This window comes from Streptomyces sp. NPDC107654, from assembly GCF_055639035.1.
Window position 1 is genome coordinate 102,499 of sequence record NZ_JBVKBI010000011.1, and the last position, 21,533, is coordinate 124,031.

Annotated in this window: 22 protein-coding genes; 13 read left to right on the forward strand and 9 right to left on the reverse strand. The window is 72.6% G+C overall.

Annotated elements, in window-relative coordinates; translation table 11 throughout:
• The first annotated feature begins 48 nt into the window (after nt 1–48).
• The 3 genes from exaC (at nt 49) to ACZ7N4_RS21000 (ending at nt 3,911) form a co-directional block, all read left to right on the forward strand.
• Complete coding sequence (gene exaC, locus ACZ7N4_RS20990; protein ID WP_471359829.1) at nt 49–1,572, forward strand: acetaldehyde dehydrogenase ExaC; 1,524 nt, start codon at nt 49–51, stop codon at nt 1,570–1,572.
• A 208-nt stretch (nt 1,573–1,780) separates the two neighbouring features.
• Nucleotides 1,781–3,166, forward strand: a complete 1,386-nt coding sequence (locus ACZ7N4_RS20995) for a glycoside hydrolase family 43 protein (protein WP_471359830.1) — start codon at nt 1,781–1,783, stop codon at nt 3,164–3,166.
• Between the two features lie 106 nt (nt 3,167–3,272).
• Nucleotides 3,273–3,911: a DedA family protein gene (locus ACZ7N4_RS21000; RefSeq protein ID WP_471359831.1), complete on the forward strand. Its 639-nt coding sequence runs from the start codon at nt 3,273–3,275 to the stop codon at nt 3,909–3,911.
• Between the two features lie 238 nt (nt 3,912–4,149).
• On the opposite strand, the gene ACZ7N4_RS21005 is transcribed toward ACZ7N4_RS21000, so the two are convergent.
• Both ACZ7N4_RS21005 and ACZ7N4_RS21010 read right to left on the reverse strand, forming a co-directional pair.
• The gene (locus tag ACZ7N4_RS21005; protein ID WP_471359832.1) at nt 4,150–4,890 is read right to left on the reverse strand and encodes a DUF2625 family protein; all 741 of its coding nucleotides are present in this window, start codon (nt 4,888–4,890) and stop codon (nt 4,150–4,152) included.
• Nucleotides 4,891–4,922: 32 nt separating this feature from the next.
• A complete protein-coding gene (locus tag ACZ7N4_RS21010; protein ID WP_471359833.1) occupies nt 4,923–5,423 on the reverse strand; it encodes a hypothetical protein in 501 nt (166 codons plus the stop codon).
• 123 nt (nt 5,424–5,546) lie between these two features.
• Here ACZ7N4_RS21010 and ACZ7N4_RS21015 point away from each other — a divergent pair, with 123 nt between their 5' ends.
• Nucleotides 5,547–5,906: a DUF779 domain-containing protein gene (locus ACZ7N4_RS21015; protein WP_471359834.1), complete on the forward strand. Its 360-nt coding sequence runs from the start codon at nt 5,547–5,549 to the stop codon at nt 5,904–5,906.
• Between the two features lie 122 nt (nt 5,907–6,028).
• Nucleotides 6,029–7,219 (forward strand): phosphodiester glycosidase family protein, encoded by a 1,191-nt coding sequence (locus ACZ7N4_RS21020; RefSeq protein ID WP_471359835.1) that lies wholly within the window; start codon nt 6,029–6,031, stop codon nt 7,217–7,219.
• A 13-nt stretch (nt 7,220–7,232) separates the two neighbouring features.
• On the opposite strand, the gene ACZ7N4_RS21025 is transcribed toward ACZ7N4_RS21020, so the two are convergent.
• The 6 genes from ACZ7N4_RS21025 to ACZ7N4_RS21050 form a co-directional block, all read right to left on the reverse strand.
• Entirely contained in the window at nt 7,233–7,427 is a 195-nt protein-coding gene (locus ACZ7N4_RS21025; RefSeq protein WP_208030819.1) for a hypothetical protein, read from the reverse strand.
• 103 nt (nt 7,428–7,530) lie between these two features.
• Nucleotides 7,531–8,394 carry a phosphatidylinositol-specific phospholipase C/glycerophosphodiester phosphodiesterase family protein gene (locus ACZ7N4_RS21030; protein WP_471359836.1) on the reverse strand — a complete coding sequence of 288 codons (864 nt, stop codon included), beginning with the start codon at nt 8,392–8,394 and terminating at the stop codon, nt 7,531–7,533.
• A 115-nt stretch (nt 8,395–8,509) separates the two neighbouring features.
• Complete coding sequence (locus tag ACZ7N4_RS21035; protein ID WP_471359837.1) at nt 8,510–9,583, reverse strand: acyl-CoA dehydrogenase family protein; 1,074 nt, start codon at nt 9,581–9,583, stop codon at nt 8,510–8,512.
• Nucleotides 9,580–10,761, reverse strand: a complete 1,182-nt coding sequence (locus tag ACZ7N4_RS21040; protein ID WP_471359838.1) for an acyl-CoA dehydrogenase family protein — start codon at nt 10,759–10,761, stop codon at nt 9,580–9,582. Before ACZ7N4_RS21040 ends, ACZ7N4_RS21035 begins: the two co-directional genes overlap by 4 nt.
• Nucleotides 10,758–11,723, reverse strand: a complete 966-nt coding sequence (locus ACZ7N4_RS21045; protein ID WP_471359839.1) for an NADPH:quinone oxidoreductase family protein — start codon at nt 11,721–11,723, stop codon at nt 10,758–10,760. Before ACZ7N4_RS21045 ends, ACZ7N4_RS21040 begins: the two co-directional genes overlap by 4 nt.
• Before the next feature lie 86 nt (nt 11,724–11,809).
• On the reverse strand, nt 11,810–12,382 hold the full coding sequence (locus ACZ7N4_RS21050) for a helix-turn-helix domain-containing protein (protein WP_471359840.1): 573 nt from the start codon (nt 12,380–12,382) through the stop codon (nt 11,810–11,812).
• Between the two features lie 64 nt (nt 12,383–12,446).
• On the opposite strand from ACZ7N4_RS21050, the gene ACZ7N4_RS21055 reads away from it, so the two are divergent.
• The 8 genes from ACZ7N4_RS21055 to ACZ7N4_RS21090 all read left to right on the forward strand — a co-directional run bounded on the left by ACZ7N4_RS21055 (nt 12,447) and on the right by ACZ7N4_RS21090 (nt 20,218).
• Entirely contained in the window at nt 12,447–13,433 is a 987-nt protein-coding gene (locus tag ACZ7N4_RS21055; protein WP_471359841.1) for an NAD(P)/FAD-dependent oxidoreductase, read from the forward strand.
• 67 nt (nt 13,434–13,500) lie between these two features.
• Entirely contained in the window at nt 13,501–15,039 is a 1,539-nt protein-coding gene (locus ACZ7N4_RS21060) for an ATP-dependent DNA ligase (RefSeq protein WP_471359842.1), read from the forward strand.
• Complete coding sequence (locus ACZ7N4_RS21065) at nt 15,036–15,509, forward strand: NUDIX hydrolase (RefSeq protein ID WP_467926331.1); 474 nt, start codon at nt 15,036–15,038, stop codon at nt 15,507–15,509. The genes ACZ7N4_RS21060 and ACZ7N4_RS21065 overlap by 4 nt, the downstream gene beginning before the upstream one ends.
• Nucleotides 15,510–15,590: 81 nt before the next feature.
• Nucleotides 15,591–16,976, forward strand: coding sequence for an NADP-dependent succinic semialdehyde dehydrogenase (locus tag ACZ7N4_RS21070; RefSeq protein WP_471359843.1), 1,386 nt, complete (start codon nt 15,591–15,593; stop codon nt 16,974–16,976).
• A gap of 26 nt (nt 16,977–17,002) precedes the next feature.
• Nucleotides 17,003–17,236, forward strand: coding sequence for a DUF6213 family protein (locus tag ACZ7N4_RS21075; protein WP_471359844.1), 234 nt, complete (start codon nt 17,003–17,005; stop codon nt 17,234–17,236).
• Between the two features lie 174 nt (nt 17,237–17,410).
• Nucleotides 17,411–18,472, forward strand: a complete 1,062-nt coding sequence (locus ACZ7N4_RS21080) for a type III polyketide synthase (protein WP_471359845.1) — start codon at nt 17,411–17,413, stop codon at nt 18,470–18,472.
• Nucleotides 18,472–19,689 carry a cytochrome P450 gene (locus ACZ7N4_RS21085; RefSeq protein ID WP_471359846.1) on the forward strand — a complete coding sequence of 406 codons (1,218 nt, stop codon included), beginning with the start codon at nt 18,472–18,474 and terminating at the stop codon, nt 19,687–19,689. The genes ACZ7N4_RS21080 and ACZ7N4_RS21085 overlap by 1 nt, the downstream gene beginning before the upstream one ends.
• 7 nt (nt 19,690–19,696) lie before the next feature.
• Nucleotides 19,697–20,218 carry a cupin domain-containing protein gene (locus ACZ7N4_RS21090; RefSeq protein ID WP_471359847.1) on the forward strand — a complete coding sequence of 174 codons (522 nt, stop codon included), beginning with the start codon at nt 19,697–19,699 and terminating at the stop codon, nt 20,216–20,218.
• 44 nt (nt 20,219–20,262) lie between these two features.
• Here ACZ7N4_RS21090 and ACZ7N4_RS21095 read toward each other — a convergent pair whose 3' ends face one another.
• Nucleotides 20,263–21,489: an acyl-CoA dehydrogenase family protein gene (locus tag ACZ7N4_RS21095; RefSeq protein ID WP_471359848.1), complete on the reverse strand. Its 1,227-nt coding sequence runs from the start codon at nt 21,487–21,489 to the stop codon at nt 20,263–20,265.
• Nucleotides 21,490–21,533 lie beyond the last annotated feature (44 nt).

Genomic DNA, 21,533 nt, shown 5'->3' on the forward strand with positions numbered 1-21,533 from the left:
CGAGAGCTGCCCAACGGCGGGCAGCGCTGCACCGGGAGGCAGACCAGGATGACTCGCTACGCGGCTCCGGGCACCGAGGGCTCGATCGTCTCCTACCAGGCGCGCTACGACCACTTCATCGGCGGCTCCTACGTGCCGCCCGCGCGCGGGCAGTACTTCGAGAATCCGTCGCCGGTCAACGGGCAGCCCTTCACGGAGATCGCCCGGGGTACCGCGGAGGACGTGGAGCGGGCGCTGGACGCGGCGCACGAGGCGGCGCCCGGGTGGGGTCGTACGCCGGTGGCGGAGCGGTCCGACGTCCTGCTGAGGATCGCCGACCGGATGGAGGCGTATCTGGAACCGCTGGCGGTGGCCGAGAGCTGGGAGAACGGCAAGCCGGTGCGGGAGACGCTGGCGGCCGACATCCCGCTCGCGATCGATCACTTCCGCTACTTCGCGGGGGCGATCCGGGCGCAGGAGGGTTCGCTGGGCGAGCTGGACGACGACACGGTGGCGTACCACTTCCACGAGCCTCTCGGAGTCGTCGCGCAGATCATCCCGTGGAACTTCCCGATCCTGATGGCGGCCTGGAAGCTGGCGCCGGCGCTGGCCGCGGGGAACGCGGTGGTCCTCAAGCCGGCCGAGCAGACCCCGGCCTCCATCCACTACTGGCTGAGTCTGATCGCGGACCTGCTGCCGCCGGGCGTGCTGAACATCGTCAACGGCTTCGGTGTGGAGGCGGGCAAGCCGCTGGCGTCGAGCCCACGGGTGGCGAAGGTCGCGTTCACCGGGGAGACCACGACCGGGCGGCTGATCATGCAGTACGCCTCGGAGAACATCAAGCCGGTCACCCTGGAACTCGGGGGTAAGTCGCCGAACATCTTCTTCGACGACGTGTGGGCGCACGACGACGAATTCCGCGACAAGGCGCTCGAAGGCTTCACGATGTTCGCGCTCAACCAGGGCGAGGTCTGCACCTGCCCGTCCCGGGCGCTCATCCAGCGCGGCCGCTACGCGGAGTTCCTGGAGGCGGCTGTCGAACGCACCCGGCGCATCAAGCCGGGCCACCCGCTGGACACCGGCACGATGATCGGCGCGCAGGCCTCCAACGACCAGCTGGAGAAGATCCTCTCCTACCTGGACATCGGCCGACAGGAGGGAGCGAGGGTCCTCACGGGCGGTGAGCGCGTCGAGTACGACGGCGAGTTGAAGGGGGGTTACTACGTCCAGCCGACCATCTTCGAGGGCGACAACCGCATGCGGATCTTCCAGGAGGAGATCTTCGGTCCCGTGGTCTCGGTGACCTCCTTCGACGACTTCGACGACGCGATCAAGACTGCCAACGACACGCTGTACGGCCTGGGCGCGGGGGTGTGGACCCGGGACATCAACACCGCCTACCGCGCCGGCCGCGCGATCCAGGCGGGCCGTGTGTGGACCAACTGCTACCACGCCTACCCCGCGCACGCGGCGTTCGGCGGCTACAAGCAGTCCGGGATCGGCCGCGAGACGCACAAGATGATGCTGGAGCACTACCAGCAGACCAAGAACCTGCTGGTGTCGTACTCGCCGAGGAAGCTGGGCTTCTTCTAGACACGGTGACCGACGACGCGCCTGACCGGGAGGGTATGCCGGCAGGCGCGTCGTCGCTTTCGAGCAGGACGGCGCGGTCTTCGCCCCGGCAGCGCCGAGCCTCTCCGCGGCCGACTCATTGACGGGGCCATGACCACTCCTCTACCGTCCGACCGGAGAACCGAACCACGTTCGAAATACCGATCGCTTCGACGCCCCTGGAGCACGTATGACGTCCGGTCCCCGTCTCTCCCGCCGCTCCTTCCTCGGTGTGGCCGCCGCCACGCCCCTCGCCGTCACCGGCGCGCTGGGCGCCGGCGCCGGAACCGCCCACGCCGCCGGCACGGCGTACGCCATGGCCTACTTCACCGAGTCACCGAACGGCACCGGCACCGACTACGGCCTCCACCTGGCCGTCAGCACGGACTCGCTCCACTGGATGCCGCTGAACCAGAACGATCCCGTCGTCACCCCCACCGAGGGCGCGCTCGGGCTGCGGGACCCGTTCGTCCTGCGCAAGCAGGACGGCACGTTCGTCGTCCTGGCCACCGACCTGAAGGGCACGGACTGGAGTTACGTCAGCCAGTACGTGCACGTGTGGCACTCACCCGACCTGCGGACCTTCACCGGCTACCACCGGCTGAAGGTGCACGGCCTGAACACCCACGCCTGGGCCCCGGAGGCGTTCTGGGACGCGGGACGAGGACAGTACGCGCTCATCTACTCGGCGGTCGGCTCCAGCGGGCACAACGTGATCATGGTGAACCACACCACCGACTTCGTCACCGCCTCCGCCCCGCAGGTCTTCTTCGACCCCGGCTACGACGTGATCGACGGCGACATGGCTGTGGGGGTGGACGGGGTCAACTACCTCTACTTCAAGAAGGACCAGACCCTGGCCGGCGCCCGCTCCACCAGCCTCGAGCCGGGCAGTTTCCGGGAGTTCGGCACCGCGGTCGCCCACGGCGGCACCGAGGCGCCCACCCTGGTCAGGTCCCCCGCGGCCGGAAACTGGTACCTGTGGGGAGACACCTACACCCCCAACGGTGTCTTCTACGCCTGGCAGACCGGCGACCTCGCCTCCGGCACCTGGACCCCACTCGACCAGAAGGCCTACACCCAGCCGGTCAACTCCAAGCACTGCGGGATCACGGCCCTCAGCACCACGGAGTACGACAACCTCGTCGCCCGGTGGGGCGTCCCCACCTGGAACCGACTGAAGTCGTACAACCACCCGTCGCGTTACGTCCGTCACGCGAACTACGCCGGCCGGATCGACGCGTACCCCTTCGACCCGTACACCGACTCGCTGTGGCAGCTGGTGCCCGGCCTCGCCGACAGCGGCGCGGTGTCGTTCCGGTCGGTCAGCCACCCGACCCGCTACCTGCGCCACTACGACTACCAGCTCCGTCTGGACGTCGACGACGGCACGTCGACGTTCGCGGCGGACGCCACCTTCCAGCGGACGGCGGGCCTCGCGGACGCGAGCTGGTCGTCGTTCCGTTCCTACAACAACCCCACCCGCTACCTGCGCCACTCCGACTACGTCCTGCGGATCGACCCGATCTCCACGGCCACCGACCGGCAGGACGCGACGTTCCGGGTCGGGTACTGACCCGGCGCGGGCGGCCCTCGTTCGACCGACCGGCGCGCACGGGGGCGCCCGGCACGCGATGCTGGGGAGCGGACAGGTTCCCTGAGGAGGCCAGGAGGTCCGGCCGGTGCTCGCCGTCAACCCGATGGACAGCGCCTCGGTGCTCGCCGCCTTCGGCGCGCTGGGCGTCCTGGCGGTGGTCTTCGCCGAGTCGGGCCTGCTGGTCGTGGGCTTCTTCCTGCCCGGTGACACGCTGCTGTTCCCGGCCGGGGTGCTGTGCGCGGGCAGTGTCCAGCAGCCGCCGCGGCTGGCGCTGTGGCAGGTGCTGGTGTGCGCCGCGGTCGGGGCGGTGGCGGGCGGCCAGGTGGGCTATCTCATCGGACGGCACGGCGGCCGGGCGCTGCTCGCGCGCTCCTCCGGCGACCGGGTGCGGAGCGCGGTGGCGCGGGCGGAGCGGCTGCTGTCGCGCTACGGCTACGGCAAGGCGCTGGTGATCGGCCGGTTCGTGCCGCTGCTGCGGACGGTGCTGCACCCGGTGGCGGGGGCTCTGGGCGTGCCCGCCCGGGCCTTCACCCTCTGGCAGACGGTCGGCGGGGTGCTGTGGTCGCAGACGCTGGTGCTCGCCGGATACACGCTGGGCGCCTCGGTTCCGCACATCGACGACTACCTGCTGCCGCTGGTCGCCGTGGTGGTCGTGGTGTCGCTGCTGCCACTGCTCCCGGAGGCCCTCCGCGCCCGCCGGAGGCGCCGCGACTCCTCGGACTGAGCGCGCCACGCTCCGCCGCCCGGCGCGTGCCCCGCCCCCGCCGACGCCGTGACCAGCAGCGGCAGCCCCGCCGGTCGGGGTCCGGCACCCGCGGCAGGTCGTCGGTCGGGACCGGCCTGCGCCGGCTCGCCGCGGCAGTCCGAGGGCCGAGCCAAGCGGCGCCAATGTCGATGAGTCAATGTGTCGATCATGCCGTCCAAGGACGGCTTCACGCCCGCGGAATCCCAGGAACCCGGGCTCAGCCCTCGCCGAAGGGCCCGAGGAGTCCAAGGAACCCGGGCTCCGCCGAGCCGAGTTGTCGGGCGAAGTCGGCGGACACGCCCACCACTTCGTGCAGTGGGACGGCTCGTCTGCTGGTGGCGGCGAGATCCTCGCGGGCCTCCCTGGACCACAGGAACGGGACGACGCTGATGCCCTGGGACACGTGCAGGGCCGCCGCCTCCGCACGCCAGCCCGGCCAGCGCAGGCCCGCGTAGAACCGCTCCGTCCCGCCGGACAGCAGCCAGTCGATCCAGGCCGAGTGGCCGATGTCCAGCGCCTCCCAGGCCAGGGTGTCGGGCGCGAAGTAGGTCAGCTGACCCGGGGCGCCGGGGCGGCCGCCGCCCACGGGGTCGGAGCCGTTGAGGCAGAACACTCCGCCGAGCACGTCATGGCCGACGACGAGCCCGGCCGCCGGGTGCCAGGGGGCGTCGGACTCGTCGGGGAACCCGTTGACCCGCCCGAGGCTCGGCAGTCCGACGGCCGCGGAGCCGGCGCCGTACACCCGCAGCCAGCCGTCGTCCAGGACGAGGCCGCCGCAGTGCAGGGTGAGCGCGCCGAGCACCGACCGCGTGGTGACCTGGAGCCGGAGCAGGCAGCTGCGCCCCTCGTCGGGGTCGGCGGGCAGCACCCGGACGGGTACGGCGGCGGTCGTGAACGCCTGCTGCAGCTCCGGCCAGGCCGGGTCGTCCACCTGGGTCAGCTCGTCGAAATCCCGCATCCCCCGATGATCGCAGGGCACTCCGGCCGGGCTCAGTCGGCCCGGCGCGGTGTGCGGGCCGTGCGGCGCTTGCGGTTCGGGCGCCGGGGCCGGTGCACCGTGTCGAGCTCCCCCACCGCCGCCCGGACATGGGCCGGTTCCCGCCGCGCGCCCCCGCCGGCGCACCTCCACACCGGGCGTCCGGCCTCCTCGGCCACGTGCATCCCGAGTCCGTGCAGGGTACAGACCGGCCACACCTGCCACAGGCACTCCATGACCGTGTCCTGGGCGGCCTCGGCGACGGCCGGCAGCGCTTCGGCGGCCGAGCCGGCCGGCTCCAGGGAGTTGCCGTGCGCGTCGCCGTTCGCCAGCGCGACGTAGACCTGTTCGGGCTCGTCGCCCTCGGCCGGGTAGGCGAGGAGGCGCAGCGGGCTCTGCCCGGGCAGGGCAGCCGCCAGGTCGCGGTTGACCGCGGCCAGCGCCTCCTCCCACAGCGGATGCTCGCCGGCGGGGACGAAGTACGGCTCGGGCAGGATCGGGAAGGCGGGGCTCACGCCTCCATTGTCCCCCCTCGGCCCCGGCAGCGTGTCCGGCCGGGCAAGGAGGCGTTCTGGACGGGTTCGTGACCATCCGTGAGACTGGAGCGGACCGACACCCCGGCTGTCCAGGACGGTGCCATGGAAGAGGAGATCCCCCGGGTCGAACTCACGCCCGAGGCCGCCGAGCTGGTGCGCCGCCTGCGTACCGAGCACGGGCCGCTGATGTTCCACCAGTCCGGCGGCTGCTGCGACGGCAGCGCCCCGATGTGCTATCCGGACGGCGAGTTCCGCACCGGTGGCTCGGACGTGCTGCTGGCGGAGCTGACGGTGGCGGGTGTGCCCGAGCCCGTCACGTTCTGGATGTCGCGCAGCCAGTACCAGGCGTGGAGCCACACCCGGCTGATCGTGGACGTCGTTCCGGGACGCGGCAGCGGATTCTCGCTGGAAGCACCCGAGGGGGTGCGTTTTCTCACCCGTTCTCGCGTCGTCGACGCCTAGTCGGCCCCCTCGCCGCCCGATTCTGGTCCACTGCCCCTGCGGACAGGACAGTTGACGAAACATCAGGGGGCACGGTGACCAGACGTCGCAGGCGTTCGGCAGCGGGCAGAGCGGTTCTCACGGTGGCCACGGCGTTCGGTGTGCTGACCGGCACGGCCCTGGCGGGTGCGGCACCGGCCGGTGCCGCACCCGCGGGCAGGCGGCTCGCGCCGGGCGTCACCTACCGGCACTTCGACCTCACGGCGGCGGCCGGGAAGACCCGCGCCCACCTGGTCACGGTGGACCTCTCCGACTCGCACGTCAGCGTCGACCTGCTGTACCCGGACGCGGTGGCGGCCCGGTCGACGGTCTCCCGGCTGGCGGACTCGGCCGGGGCGGTCGCCGGGGTGAACGGGGACTTCTTCGACATCACCGAGACGCAGCACCCGGGCGTGCAGGCCACCGGCGCCTCCGTCGGACCGGCCGTGGCGGACGGGCAGGTGCTCAAGGGGGCGGTGCCGAAGGGCCAGCGGTTCGGTCCCGCCCTCCCCCCGGGCACCAGCACCCGGGACGTGCTGGGTGTGGGCACCGACCGGCGGGCCCGTCTGGACCGCCTCACCCTCTCCGGTTCGGTCGGCACACCGGACGGGAAGCTGCCGTTGAAGGGCCTCAACCAGTACGCGCTGCCGGTGGACTCCGTCGGCGCCTTCACCGCCCGCTGGGGCAGCGCCTCCCGGGTGCGGGCCGTCTGCGGCACCGACACCCAGCGGTCGGCGCCGTGCAGCAGCGACACCTACGAGGTGAAGGTGCGCGGCGGCCGGGTGGTCTCCGCCTCGGACGCCCCGGGCAGCGGCACGATCCCGGCGGACACGACGGTCCTGCTGGGCCGTGAGGAGGGCGCGCGGAAGCTGCGCAAGCTGTCGGTCGGTGACCGGGTGGACGTCACGCACTCCCTGGCGGCGGCCTCGTCGGGGGTGCCGTACACGTTCGCGATCGGCGGCTTCCCGGTCCTGCGCGACGGCACCCCACTCCCCGGCCTGGACGACAGGACGTCGGCGGTGCGCACGGTCGTCGGCTTCAAGGACGGCGGCCGGCGGCTGCTGCTCCTCGCGCTGGACGGTTCCGCCGCCTACCGCACCGGACTGACCGTCGCGGAGGAGGCGGAGACCATGCGGTCGCTGGGGGCCACCGACGCCTTCAACCTCGACGGCGGCGGCTCGACGGAACTGGTCACCCGTGGCACCGGCGCCACCGCCGTGACGGTGCGCAACCACCCGAGCGGCGGCGCCGAGCGCCCGGTGCCCAACGGCATCGGCGTCTTCTCCGCGGAGTGACGCACCCGTTGCGTCAGGGCCGCAGGCTGCTGACCAGGTCGGCGGTCGCGGTGAGCCCGCTGTGGATGGTGGGCGCCACGCTGGTGCTGGCGAGGTAGAAGCCGAGCAGCAGGCAGACCAGGGCATGGGAGATCTTCAGCGAGCAGTTGCGAATGAAGATCACGGCCAGGATCAGAAGCAGCAGCACCACAGAGATGGAAACGGCCATCGGGAACCCTCCTCCGCCACGCCCCGTGTGCGGCGTTCGGCCGCAAGTGTGGCGTAGCGGAGGGTTCGTCCGGGCTGCTGACATGTCCCCCGATCGTGTGGTCTTACGCGCGGGGGCGGGCGTCGAGGAAGGCCGCCAGGCCGGCGAGGTCGTCGGTGTTGAGGTGGTCGACCCCGGCGGCGAGCAGCTCGCTCCACAGCGCGTCCCGGGCCGGGCCCGCGGTGTCGGGAGTGGCCCAGAAGCGGACTCGCCGTCCGCGCGCGTGGGCGGCGGCGGTGATGCCGCGCAGTTTCTGCCGTTCGGCGTCCGGGAAGGTTCCCGCGCCGGTCCAGCCGAAGTACTGCGTCCAGTTGTCGCTGATCAGCGGGATGAGGGAGGCCGGGGCGGGGCCGTCGAGGTCGCCGAGCCGGCCGTCGTAGAAGGCGCGGCGCTGGGTCTGTGCCTCCATCGGGGTGCGGGCCGCCCGGTCGCCGGAGACGACGACGGTGACCGGGCCGGGATGGACACGGCCGTGCGCGTACCGGGTGAACAGGTGGGGGTGGCGGCGCAGGCGGCGGTCGAGTGCGCGGTACGTCGAGGAGCCCTCGGTCTTGATGTCGACGAGGAGTTGCAGCGGCCGGCGTGCGCCCCGGTAGACCGAGCCGTGCTGCGCCCTGACGCGGGCGGCGAGGGGTTCCAGGTAGAGGGATTCGAGGGTGCGGGACGGGTCGAGGCCGGACGCCTCGTGGCCGACGAGGAGTTGGTCGCCGACGAGGAAGACGTCGGCTTCGACGCTGCCGAAGCGGTGGTCGAGGGCGTCGTGGAGGGGCCGCGGGTGCGCGTAGTCGTTGTGGGCGTGGGCGTGCCACAGCGGACGTGGGCGGCGCGTCCGCTCCCCGGCCGACGCGCCCTGCGCGGGCAGGGCGAGGCTGCCGACGAGGGCGGCGCCGAGGGTGGTGAGGGCGCTGCGACGGGTGGTGAGGGCCATGCACTGCCTCCCTGGGAATGCCGGACGGGACCGAAGGGAGTATGCGCGCGGCACACCGCCGATCGGCCCCGGCCGACGGGGAGTTGTCCCTCTGTTCACCTGTGGCCGCGGGGAGTCAGGGCCCCTGGAGATCGACCAGCGTGGCCAGCGCATGGCGATGGGCACCCGCCGTGCCGTAGGCGATCGAGTCCGCCTTGGCCCGCTTCAGGTACAGGTGGACCGGGTGCTCCCAGGTCATGCCGATGCCGCCGTGGAGCTGGAGCGCCTCCTCGGTGACGTGGACGGCCACGGGCGCCGCGTACGCCTGCGCGACGGCGACCGAGACCTCCGCGTCCTCGCCGGTGGTGAGCGCGTCGGCCGCGGCGCGGGCGGCGGCCCGGAGGTTGACCACCTCCAGCCACAGCTGGGCGAGCCGGTGCTTGAGCGCCTGGAAGCCGCCGACCGGCCGGTTGAACTGCTTGCGCTCCTTCAGGTACCGGACCGTCTCCGTCAACGCCCATTCCGCCACGCCCAGTTGCTCGGACGCGAGCAGTCCGGCGGCGGCGCGCAGGGCCCGGCGTACGGCGGACCCGGCGTCGCCGACCCGGCGGCCGGGAGCGCCCTCCAGCCGTACCCTCGCCAACGGGCGGGTCAGGTCCAGGGAGACCTGCGGGGTGACGGTCACGGCATCGGCGGTGACGGCGTACAGGCCACCGTCGTCGGCCGGGACGAGCAGCACGTCGGCGACGGCCGCGTCCGCGATGCCGGTCAGCTCACCGTGCAGGCGGCCGTTCTCCACGCGCACGGCCTGGGCGCCGGCACCCGGGGCGGTGTGCAGGGCGACCGCGAGCACGCCGATGGTGCGCCCGGAGGCCAGTCGCCCCAGCAGCTCCCCCTCGTCGCAGGCGAGCAGGGCCTCGGTGGCCACGACCGCGCTGGTCAGGTAGGGCACCGGAGCGACCGCCCGTCCCAGCTCCTCCAGGACGACGGCGGCCTCGCGGTGGGTCGCGCCCTGGCCGCCCCGCTCCTCGGGCACCAGCAGCCCGGCCAGGCCCATGCCCTCGGCGAGCAGCTTCCACAGGGCGAGGTCGTGCGGGGCGTCCGACTCGCCGCGGGCGATCACGTCGGCCGCCGCGCAGTGGTCCGTGAGCAGGTCGCGGACGGCGGCCCGCAGCGCCTCTTCCTCCTCGGAGTACAGCAGATCCGTCATCGGGCGAGGTCCTTCCAGGCGACGTCCTTGTCGGTGCGCGGCTCGGCGGGCAGGCCCAGGACGCGCTCGGCGACGATGTTCAGCAGGACCTCGCTGGTCCCGCCCTCGATGCTGTTGCCCTTGGAGCGCAGATACCGGTATCCGGCGTCGCGTCCGGTGAAGTCGACCAGCTCGGGGCGGCGCATGGTCCAGTCCTCGTACAACAGGCCCTCCTCGCCGAGGAGTTCGACCTCCAGGCCGCTGATCTCCTGGTTGAGGCGGGCGAAGCCGAGCTTCATGCCGGCGCCCTCGGGGCCGGGCTGGCCGAGGGCGAGCTGCTGGCGCAGGCGTTCGCCGGTGAGGCGGGCGACCTCGGCCTCGACCCACAGCTTCAGCAGCCGCTGGTGCAGCTCGTGGGTGCGCAGTTCGGGGCGTTCGCGCCAGGTCGCGGCGACCGGGCCGATCATGCCGCCCTCGCGGGGCAGGGCCATGCCGCCGATGGCGACGCGTTCGTTGTTCAGCGTGGTCTGCGCGACCCGCCAGCCGTCGCCGGCCTCGCCGAGCCGGCGGTCGTCGGGGATGCGGACGTCGGTGAGGAAGACCTCGTTGAACTCCGCCTCGCCGGTGATCTGGCGCAGCGGCCGGACCTCGACGCCGGGGTCGGTCATGTCGCAGACGAAGTAGGTGATGCCCTGGTGCTTGGGCACGTCCGGGTCGGTGCGGGCGATGAGGATGGCCCAGCGGGCGAGATGGGCGCTGGAGGTCCACACCTTCTGCCCGTTGACGACCCAGCCGTCCCCGTCCCGTACCGCCCGGGTGCCGAGCGCGGCCAGGTCGGAGCCGGCGCCGGGTTCGCTGAACAGCTGGCACCAGACCTCCTCCCCGGTCCACAGGGGCCGCAGATAGCGCCGCTTCTGCTCCTCGGTGCCGTACTTCAGGATCGTCGGCGCGGCCATGCCGAGGCCGATGCCGATGCGCCGGGGGTCGTTGTCGGGGGCGCCGGCGGCCTCCAGCTCGGCGTCCACCACGGCCTGGAGCGAGCGCGGGGCGCCGAGGCCGCCGAGGCCCTCCGGGTAGTGCACCCAGGCGAGGCCCGCGTCGAAGCGGGCGCGGAGGAAGTCCAGGCGGTCGGTGCTCGCGGGCGGGACCTGCGCGAGCAGCTCGCGGGTGCGGCGGCGCAGTTCTTCGGCGTCGGTCATGCTGCCTCCTCCGGGAGTACGGCGATCCGGCCGGTGGACAGGCCGTCCGCCACCTTCTGCACGGCGTCCGCGGCTCCCTTCAGCGGGACGCGCTCGCTCACCAGCGGCTTGACGGCGCCCCGGGCGGCCAGTTCGGTGAGCTGCTCGTGACAGTGCCGGACGAGCCCCGGGTTCTTGGTGTTGTACAGGCCCCAGTGCAGGCCGAGGATCGAGTAGTTCTTCACCAGGGCGTGGTTGAGGGCCGGGCTGGGGATGGTGCCGCCGGCGAAGCCGACGACGACGATCCGGCCCTCGAAGGCGACCACTTTGGCGGACTGGGCGTAGGCGTCGCCGCCGACGGGGTCGTAGATCACGTCGGCTCCGCGTCCGCCGGTGGCCTCCTTCACGGCGGCGACGACGTCCTCGGCGCGCCGGTCGATCACCACGTCGCAGCCCAGTTCCCGGGCGACGGCGGCCTTCCGCGCGCCGCCGACGACGCCGATGACCGTGGCGCCGGCCGCCTTGCCGAGCTGGACGGCGGCGCTGCCCACGCCTCCGGCGGCGGCGTGCACGAGCAGGGTCTCCCCCGCTTCCAGGCGGGCCCGGCGGTGCAGGCCGAACCAGCCCGTCTGGTAGCCGATGTGCAGGGCGGCGGCCTCGGCGTCGTCCAGCGCCTCGGGGGCGGGCAGCAGGGTCCGGGCGTCGGCGAGGGCGTATTCGGCGAAGCCGCCGTGGGGCAGCGCGGGGTTGGCGATCACCCGGCGGCCGTCCTCGGTCTCGCCGCAGATCTCCACGCCCGGGGTGAAGGGCAGCGGGGGCCGGATCTGGTACTGCCCCCGGCACAGCAGCGCGTCCGGGAAGTTGACGTTGGCGGCGCGCACCCTGAGCAGGACCTGGCCGTCGCCGGGTGTGGGCCGCTCGACGTCATGGAGCCGCATCACCTCGCTCGGCTCGCCGTTCTCGTGCACTTGCCATGCCTGCATGCGGTGCCTCCACGCGACTGCTTCGCCGGACCGGGGTCCCCCGCATACTAAGCGGTCGCTTGCCGATCAGGGAACAGTCGCGTGGGTCACGCACGGGCGGGTCGCGCCCGCACGTGCATCCGCTCCCCCTGGGGACCGAACAGGCTCAGGAACTCCACCGGCCCCTCCCCCGCCGACCCGAACCAGTGCGGCACCCGTGTGTCGAACTCGGCCGCCTCGCCCGCCGACAGCACGACGTCGTGCTGTCCGAGCACGAGCCGCAGCCGCCCGGAGAGGACGTACAGCCACTCGTACCCCTCGTGGGTCCGCGGATCGGGCTCCGTGGTCCGCTGCGGCTCGATCACCTTGTAGGCCTGGAGCCCGCCCGGCTGGCGGGTCAGCGGGTACATGGTGCGCCCGTGCCGCACGATCGGCTTGGCCCGCACCCGGGGGTCGCCGACCGGCGGCGCCCCGACCAGTTCGTCCAGCGGCACCTGGTGGGCCTGGGCGATCGGCAGCAGCAGTTCCAGGCTGGGCCTGCGCAGGCCGGACTCCAGCCGGGACAGGGTGCTCACGGAGATGCCGGTGGCCTCGGACAGCGCGGCCAGGGTCACCTCCCGCTCCTTGCGGACGCGGCGCAGTCTCGGACCCACGTCCGCCAGTACGTCGTCTGTGCTCATGCTTTCTATTGCAGGAACGGCAACTACGTTTGTCAATCCCGCAGCCGCGGGCGACCGTCGTCTCATGACCGAGAACACCAGGTACGAAGTTGTCGTCGTCGGCGGCGGGGCCGCCGGCCTGTCCGCCGCGCTGGTCCTGGGCCGGGCACGGCGCCGCACCCTGGTCGTCGACGCGGGCGAGCCGCGCAACGCGCCGGCCGCGCACATGCAGGGGTATCTGTCCCGGGACGGCATGTCCCCGGCCGAGTTCCTGGCCGTCGGCCGGGAGGAGATCGCCCGGTACGGGGTGGAGCTGGTCCGGGACCGGGTGGTGGACGCCACCAGGGACGCGGACCGGGACGGGGCCGGGAGCAGGGACCGGGGCGGCGATTTCACCGTCGTGCTCGCCGGCGGCCGGACCGTGCGGGCCCGGCAGCTCGTGGTCGCCACCGGGCTCCGGGACGAGCTGCCGCCGGTCCCGGGCCTCGCCGAGCGGTTCGGCAGGGACGTGCTGCACTGCCCGTACTGCCACGGCTGGGAGTTCCGCGACCTGCCGACCGGCGTCCTCGCCACCTCCGCGCTCAGCGTGCACCAGGCGCTGATGGTCACCCGGTGGTCGAACGACGTGCGCCTCTTCCTGCACGAGGTGAGCGAGTCGGAGCTGACGGACGAGGACCTGCGCAGACTGGCCGCCGCCGGGGTCACGGTGGTCCCCGGCGAGGTGACGGACGTCGTGGTCACCGACGACCGGCTCACCGGGGTCAGGCTGGCCGACGGCAGGGTCCACGCCCGCGCGGTCCTGTACGCCGCCCCGCGCGCCGTCCCCCGCAACGACCTGCTCGTCCGGCTGGGCGCGGAGCTGCGCAAGACCCCGTTCGGCAGCTACCCGGTGATCGACGAACGGGGCCTGACGAGCGTGCCGGGCCTGTGGGCGGCGGGCAACGCGAGCGGTTTCGCGGAGCAGGTGGTCAACGCGGCCAGCCGGGGTTACCGGGCGGGCGCGGCGATCAACGGCGAGCTGCTGATGGCCGACCTCGACGACAGCGCCCGGAAGGCGCGGGGTGCCGGGTGAGCGGCCACGACGCACCCGCACGTGAGGAGCCGCGCATCCGGCGGGGGGCTGATGCACTATGGGCTGCATGCTGCTGACCCGGCTGGCCCAGGTGTCCCGGGAGGTCGCCGCGACAGCGGCCAGGACCCGGAAGACCGCGCTGCTCGCGGAGTTGTTCCGGGACGCGGAGGCGGACGACGTGCCGATCGTCATCCCCTATCTGGCCGGACGGCTGCCGCAGGGCCGGCTCGGCGTCGGCTGGAAGGTGCTGGGCCGCCGGGTCCCGCCGGCCGGTGAGCCCTCCCTGACCGTGCGGGAGGTCGACGCCCGGCTCACCGAGCTGGGCAAGGTGTCCGGACCCGGGTCGCAGGCGGAGCGGGCCCGGATCGTCGGCGAGCTGATGGGCGCGGCGACCGAGGAGGAGCAGCGGTTCCTGCTCGGCCTGCTCACCGGCGAGGTCCGGCAGGGCGCCCTGGACGCGGTCGCGGTGGAGGGCCTCGCCCAGGCGACCGGCGCGGACCCGGCGGACGTACGGCGGGCCGTGATGCTCGCGGGCTCGCTGCAGACGGTGGCCGGGGCCCTGCTGGGCGAGGGGCCCGCGGCGCTGGAGCGGTTCCGGCTCACCGTGGGCCGGCCGGTGCTGCCGATGCTGGCGCACAGCGCCTCCTCGGTCGCTGAGGCGGTGGAGAAGCTGGGCGCCTGTGCGGTGGAGGAGAAGCTGGACGGCATCCGGGTCCAGGTGCACCGGGACGGCGACACCGTACGGGTGCACACCCGCACACTGGACGACATCACCGACCGGCTGCCCGAAGTGACCGCCGCCGCGCGGGGCTTGCGGGGCGAGCGGTTCATCCTGGACGGGGAGGTGATCTCCTTGGACGCGACGGGCCGGCCCCGCTCCTTCCAGGAGACGGCGGGCCGGGTGGGCTCCCGGACCGATGTGGTGAAGGCGGCGGAGGAGGTGCCGGTCTCCCCCGTCTTCTTCGACGCCCTCTCCGTCGACGGCCGCGACCTGCTCGACCTGCCGTTCGCCGAGCGGCACGCGGAGCTGGCCCGGCTGGTGCCCGAGCCGATGCGGGTGCGGCGCACGGTGACCTCGGGCCCGGCGGACATCCCGGAGGCGGAACGGTTCCTCGCCGAGACCCTGGCCCGGGGCCACGAGGGCGTGGTGGTCAAGGCGCTGGACGCGCCCTACAGCGCGGGACGGCGCGGCGCCTCCTGGCTGAAGGTCAAGCCCGTGCACACCCTCGACCTCGTGGTGCTGGCCGCCGAGTGGGGTCACGGCCGCCGCACCGGCAAACTGTCCAACCTCCACCTCGGCGCCCGCACCCCGGACGGCGGCTTCGCGATGCTCGGCAAGACCTTCAAGGGCATGACCGACGCGATGCTCGCCTGGCAGACCGAGCGGCTCCGGGAGCTGGCGGTCGAGGACGACGGCTGGGTGGTCCGGGTCCGCCCCGAACTCGTCGTGGAGATCGCCTACGACGGACTCCAGCGCTCCACCCGCTACCCGGCCGGTGTCACCCTCCGCTTCGCCCGTGTGGTCCGCTACCGCGAGGACAAGCGCCCCGAGGAGGCCGATACCGTGGAGGCCCTGCTGGCAGCCCACCCGGAGGTCACGCCGTGACGGTGCGGACGACGAAGCGCAGCGCGGGACTGCTGTTGTTCCGGCACACCGCTCAGGGGCTGGAGGTATTGCTCGGCCATATGGGCGGCCCGCTCTGGGCGAAGAAGGACGCGGGCGCCTGGACCGTGCCGAAGGGCGAGTACGACCCGGCCGAGCCCGCCTGGGAGGCGGCCCGGCGGGAGTTCCGGGAGGAGCTGGGGCTGGCACCGCCCGACGGGGAGGCCGTACCGCTGGGCGAGGTCGTGCAGCGCAACGGCAAGATCGTCACGGCCTGGGCGGTGGCGGCGGACCTCGACCCGGAGACGATCACCCCGGGGACGTTCACCATGGAGTGGCCGCCGCGCTCCGGCCGGACGCGGGAGTTCCCGGAGCTGGACCGGGTGGCGTGGTTCGGTCTGGACCGGGCCCGTGCGGTGATCGTCACGGCCCAGGCCGCGTTTCTCGACCGGCTGGCGGAGCACTCGGGCTGAAACGCCCGAGCGCCTGTCGCGTTGCGCCCTGCCGGGCCGCGCGCGAAGGTCGAGACAAGCCCGCTCCCAGGGAGGTCAGCCATGCCCATCGCGACGGTGAACCCGGCGAACGGCGAGACACTCAAGACGTACGAGCCGATGGACGAGGACGAGCTGGAACGCCGGCTCGAACTCGCCGAGGCCACCTTCCGCACGTACCGGACGACCTCCTTCGCCGACCGCGCCCGACTGCTGAACAAGGCCGCCGACCTGCTGGACGAGGACCGGCGGGAGATCGGCCGGATCATGACCACCGAGATGGGCAAGCCGGTCACGCAGGCCCGCGCGGAGGCCGCGAAGTGCGCCAAGGCGATGCGCTGGTACGCGGAGCGCGCCGAGGGGCTGCTGGCCGACGAGGAACCGGCCGAGGCCGACGTGAACGACTCCGGCGCCTCCCGGGTCCGGGTCCGCTACCGGCCGCTCGGCCCGGTGCTCGCCGTGATGCCGTGGAACTTCCCCCTGTGGCAGGTGGTCCGGTTCGCCGCACCGGCGCTGATGGCGGGCAACGTGGGCCTGCTCAAGCACGCCTCCAACGTCCCGCAGACCGCGCTGTACCTGGAGGACCTGTTCCACCGGGCGGGCTTCCCGGAGGGCTGCTTCCAGACGCTGCTGATCGGGTCGGGCGCGGTGGACGACGTCCTGCGCGACGAACGCGTGAAGGCGGCCACCCTGACCGGCAGCGAGCCGGCTGGCCGGGCGGTCGCGTCCACCGCCGGGGAGATGGTCAAGAAGACGGTGCTGGAGCTGGGCGGCAGCGATCCCTACGTCGTCATGCCGTCCGCCGACGTGGACCGCGCCGCCGAGGTCGCGGTGACCGCGCGGGTGCAGAACAACGGGCAGTCCTGCATCGCCGCCAAGCGGTTCATCGTGCACACCGACGTCTACGACGCCTTCGCCGAGAGGTTCGTCGCGGGCATGCGGGCTCTCAGGACCGGCGACCCGCTGGCGGAGGACACCGAGATCGGGCCGCTCGCCAGCGAGCGGGGCCGCGACGACCTGGAGGAGCTGGTGGACGACGCCCGGCGGAGCGGGGCACGGGTGCTGTGCGGCGGACAGCGGCCGGACGGCCCCGGCTGGTACTACCCGCCGACCGTCCTCGCCGGCATCACCCGCGAGATGCGCATCCACCGCGAGGAGGCGTTCGGGCCGGTCGCCACGCTGTACCGGGCGGACGACCTGGACGAGGCGGTGCTGATCGCCAACGACACACCGTTCGGGCTGAGTTCGAACGTGTGGACGCGGGACGAGAACGAGGTGGAGCGGTTCGCGCGGGACCTGGAGGCCGGCGCCGTCTACGTCAACGGGATGACCGCCTCCCACCCGGCGTTCCCGTTCGGCGGTGTGAAGCGGTCGGGGTACGGGCGTGAGCTGTCCGGGCACGGAATCCGGGAGTTCTGCAACATCACCACGGTTTGGCAGGGTGCGTGAGCACCGCGCGGCTACCATCCCGTTTTGTGAACCGCGAAGTGACCCTGCCTCTGATCGTCGACGACCGCGGTGTGCTGCAGGTCTCCGCGGCCGACGTGAGCAAGTTGTTGCGGACCGTGGGTGCGCGATGGCTGCATCTCGTCGAGGCCGGGGAGCAGGGACTGGACGAGGACACGGTCGCGGCGCTGACGATCGAGCTGGCGAAGCTCGCCGACCGGATCGACGTGGCGTGCATCGCGCACAGCAGTGGGGCGCCGTAACGGCCGGCACCGCGTTTTCCCTCGTCCGGGGGCATGAATCGCCCTGCGAGCCTGACCCCGGGGTCCCCGGTTCGGAGTAACCCAGCGCGAGATCGTCGTCCTCCCGGGTGACGGTGGGTGGAGCACCCCAGAGGTGTGGACCACCTTCCGGACAGCGGAAAGCAGGGACGGTTCATGGCGACTTTGTGCAGACCCTCGGTGTCGGTCCCGGAGCACGTGATCACGATGGAGGAGACGCTGGAGCTGGCGCGTTCCCGTCACGCGGACCACCCCCAACTGCCGCTGGCGCTGAGGCTGATCGAGAACACCGGCGTCAGGACGCGGCACATCGTGCAGCCCATCGAGGAGACCCTGAAGCACCCGGGCTTCGAGGAGCGCAACAAGCTCTACGAGGCCGAGGCGAAGGCCCGCGTCCCCGCGGTCATCCAGCGCGCCCTGGACGACGCGGAGCTCCTCACCAGCGACATCGACGTGATCATCTACGTGTCGTGCACCGGCTTCATGATGCCGTCGCTCACCGCGTGGCTGATCAACGAGATGGACTTCGACAGCACCACCCGCCAGCTTCCGATCGCCCAGCTGGGCTGTGCCGCCGGCGGTGCGGCGATCAACCGGGCGCACGACTTCTGCTCGGCCTACCCGCACGCCAACGCGCTGATCGTGGCCTGCGAGTTCTGCTCGCTGTGCTACCAGCCCACCGACCTCGGCGTCGGCTCGCTGCTCTCCAACGGCCTGTTCGGCGACGGCATCGCCGCCGCCGTGGTGCGCGGGCGCGGCGGCACGGGGGTCAGCCTGGAGCGCAACGGCTCCTACCTCATCCCGAAGACCGAGGACTGGATCGCCTACGACGTCCGGGCGACCGGCTTCCACTTCCTGCTGGACAAGAGGGTGCCCGCGACCATGGAGCCGCTCGCCCCGGCGCTGAAGGACCTGGCCGGCACGCACGGCTGGGACGCGTCCGACCTGGACTTCTACATCATCCACGCGGGCGGCCCCCGCATACTCGACGACCTCAGCAAGTTCCTGCAGGTCGACCCGCACGCCTTCCGGTTCAGCCGGGCCACGCTCACCGAGTACGGCAACATCGCCAGCGGCGTCGTCCTGGACGCGCTGCGCCGGCTGTTCGACGAGGGCGGCGCCGAGGACCGGGCACGCGGTCTGCTCGCCGGATTCGGCCCCGGCATCACCGCCGAGATGACGGTGGGCCGCTGGGTCAACGGGGACGGGAACGCCTGATGATCGAGGAGGCCACCCTCACCGGGCCCCTGCCCCCGGTCCGGCACTGGCCGGCGCTCGACCTCACGGGGACCGAGTTCGACCCGGTCCTGGCGGAGCTGATGGCCGAGGGCCCGGTCACCCGGGTCCAGCTGCCCAACGGCGAGGGCTGGGCCTGGCTGGTCACCCGGTACGAGGACGTGCGGAGGGTGGTCAACGACCCCTGCTTCAGCCGCTCGGCGGTCATCGGCAGGCCGGTCACCCGGCTCGCCCCGCACTTCATCCCCGAGCGGGGCGCGGTCGGCTTCCTCGATCCGCCCGACCACACCCGGCTGCGCAGCTCGGTCGCCGCCGCCTTCACGGCGAAGGGGGTGGAGCGGGTACGGGCCAGGGCCCGCGGCATGCTGGACGAGCTGGTGGACGACCTGCTGCGGGCGGGGCCGCCCGCGGACCTCACCAGCGCGGTGCTCGGCCCGTTCCCGATCGCGGTGATCTGCGAGCTGATGGGCGTCCCGGCCCGTGACCGGCACGGCATGCACGCCTGGACCCAGCTGATCCTGTCCTCCGCGCACGGCAGGGAGGTCAGCGAGACGGCGAAGCGGGAGATGAGCGCCTACTTCTCCGATCTGATCGGGCTGCGCGAGCACAGCACCGGCGAGGACGTCACCTCGCTCCTCGGCGCCGCCGCGGGCCGGGGCGAGGTCACGCTGGAGGAGGCCGTCGGCCTCGCCGTGCTGCTGCAGATCGGCGGCGAGGCGGTCACCAACAACAGCGGGCAGATGTTCCACCTGCTGCTCACCCGCCCCGACCTGGTGCGGCGGCTGCGCGCGGAACCCGGGCTCCGGCGGCGGGCGATCGAGGAACTCCTGCGCTGGATCCCGCACCGCAACGCGGTCGGCCTGTGCCGGATCGCGCTGGAGGAGACGGAGATCGGGGGCGTCCGCATCCGTGCGGGCGACGCGGTCTACGTCTCCTACCTGGCCGCCAACCGGGACCCGGACGTCTTCCCCGACCCGGACGCCATCGACTTCACCCGCAGCCCGAACCCCCACGTGGCGTTCGGCTTCGGTCCGCACTACTGCCCCGGCGGCATGCTCGCCCGGCTGGAGGAGGAACTCCTGATGGACGCTCTGCTGGACCGGGTGCCGGGCCTGCGGCTGGCCGTACCGCCGGATCAGGTCCCCTTCCACCGGGGCGCGTTGATCCGGGGACCCGAGTCCCTTCCGGTGACCTGGTGAGGGGATCATGACGGAGACCGAGGGACTGTATGTGCCGCCGGGCGCAGGCCGGGTCGTGGAGACGCCGGCGCAGCGGGTGACGTTCAAGGTCACCGGCACCCACTCGCGGATGGCCTCCACCTTCGAGGTGGAGGTACCGCCCGGCTTCGACGTGGGCGCCCATGTGCACACGCGCAGCGAGGAGCTGTTCTACGTCCTCGACGGCGAGCTGGACGTCCTCGCCTTCGAGCCCCGCGTCCGGACCCCCGACAACTGGCGGAAGTGGGAGTCGCGTTCGGGCAGCAGGGTGGTCCGGGCGACGCCGGGCACGGTCATCGTCGTACCACCGGGCTGTCCCCACGCCTTCGCCAACCCGACGGAGTCGCCGGCGAGGATGTTCTTCCAGGCGTCCCCGCCGCCGGATCACGAGCGGTACTTCGAGGAGCTGCTGGAGATCCTCGGCCAGGGCGGCCCGCCGGACCAGGAGGCCATCGAGGCCCTGCGGGCGAAGTACGACATCGAGCAGCTCACACCGCTCAGGCACCGGTGAGCCCCGGGGACCGTGGCAATCGGCCCCCGGGTCCGCGGCGCCCCCTAGCGGATCGGCATCCCGGACAGGGTGCGGGCGATGACGAGCCGCTGGATCTCGCTCGTGCCCTCGAAAATGGTGTAGATCGCGGCGTCCCGGTGCATGCGCTCCACCGGGTACTCACGGGTGTACCCGTTGCCGCCGAGGATCTGGACGGCCTGGGCCGTGACCTTCTTGGCGGCCTCGCTGGCGAAGAGCTTCGACATGGAACCCTCGGCCGCGGTGAACGGCTTGCCGTTGACCGCCATCCAGGAGGCGCGCCACACCAGCAGGCGGGCGGCGTCGATCCGGGTGCGCATGTCCGCCAGCTGGAAGGCGACGCCCTGGTTGTCGATGATGGGGCGGCCGAACTGCTCCCGGGTCATGGCGTAGTCGAGGGCGACCTCGTACGCGGCCCGGGCGGTGCCGACCGCCATGGCGCCGACCGCCGGGCGGGACGCCTCGAAGGTGGCCATCGCCGCGTTCTTGACGCGCTCGCCGCCCGCCTTGGCCTTCTCACGGGCGCGGGCGAGCCGCTCGTCCAGCTTCTGCTTGCCGCCGAGCAGGCAGGAGCCGGGCACCCGGACGTTGTCGAGGATGACCTCGGCGGTGTGGGAGGCGCGGATGCCGTGCTTCTTGAACTTCTGGCCCTGGGACAGGCCGGCCGTCCCCGGCGGGACGATGAAGGAGGCGTGGCCCTTGGAGCCCAGCTCCGGGTCGACCACCGCGACGACGACGTGGACGTTGGCGATGCCGCCGTTGGTCGCCCAGGTCTTCGTGCCGTTGATCACCCACTCGTCCTTGGCCTCGTCGTACACGGCACGCGTGCGCATGGAGGCGACGTCGGAGCCGGCGTCGGGCTCGGAGGAGCAGAACGCGGCGACCTTGACGTCGTTCTGGTCGCCGTACATCTGCGGGATCCAGGTGCCGATCTGTTCCTCGGTTCCGTTGGCGAGCACGCCCACGGCGGCGAGGCCGGTGCCCACAATGGAGAGGGCGATGCCCGCGTCGCCCCAGAACAGCTCCTCCATGGCCATCGGTATGCCGAGGCCGGTGGGGTCGAAGTACTGCTGCGCGTAGAAGTCGAGGGAGTAGATGCCGACCTTCGCGGCCTCCTGGATGACCGGCCAGGGAGTCTCCTCGCGTTCGTCCCACTCGGCCGCCGCCGGGCGGATCACGTCCGCGGCGAAGCCATGGAGCCAGTCGCGCACTTCCCTCTGTTCGTCGTTCAGCTCCATGGTGAACTCGGCCATGTCCCCTCCAGCGGCGGTGGTGCGATGTTACTTACGGTAACCCG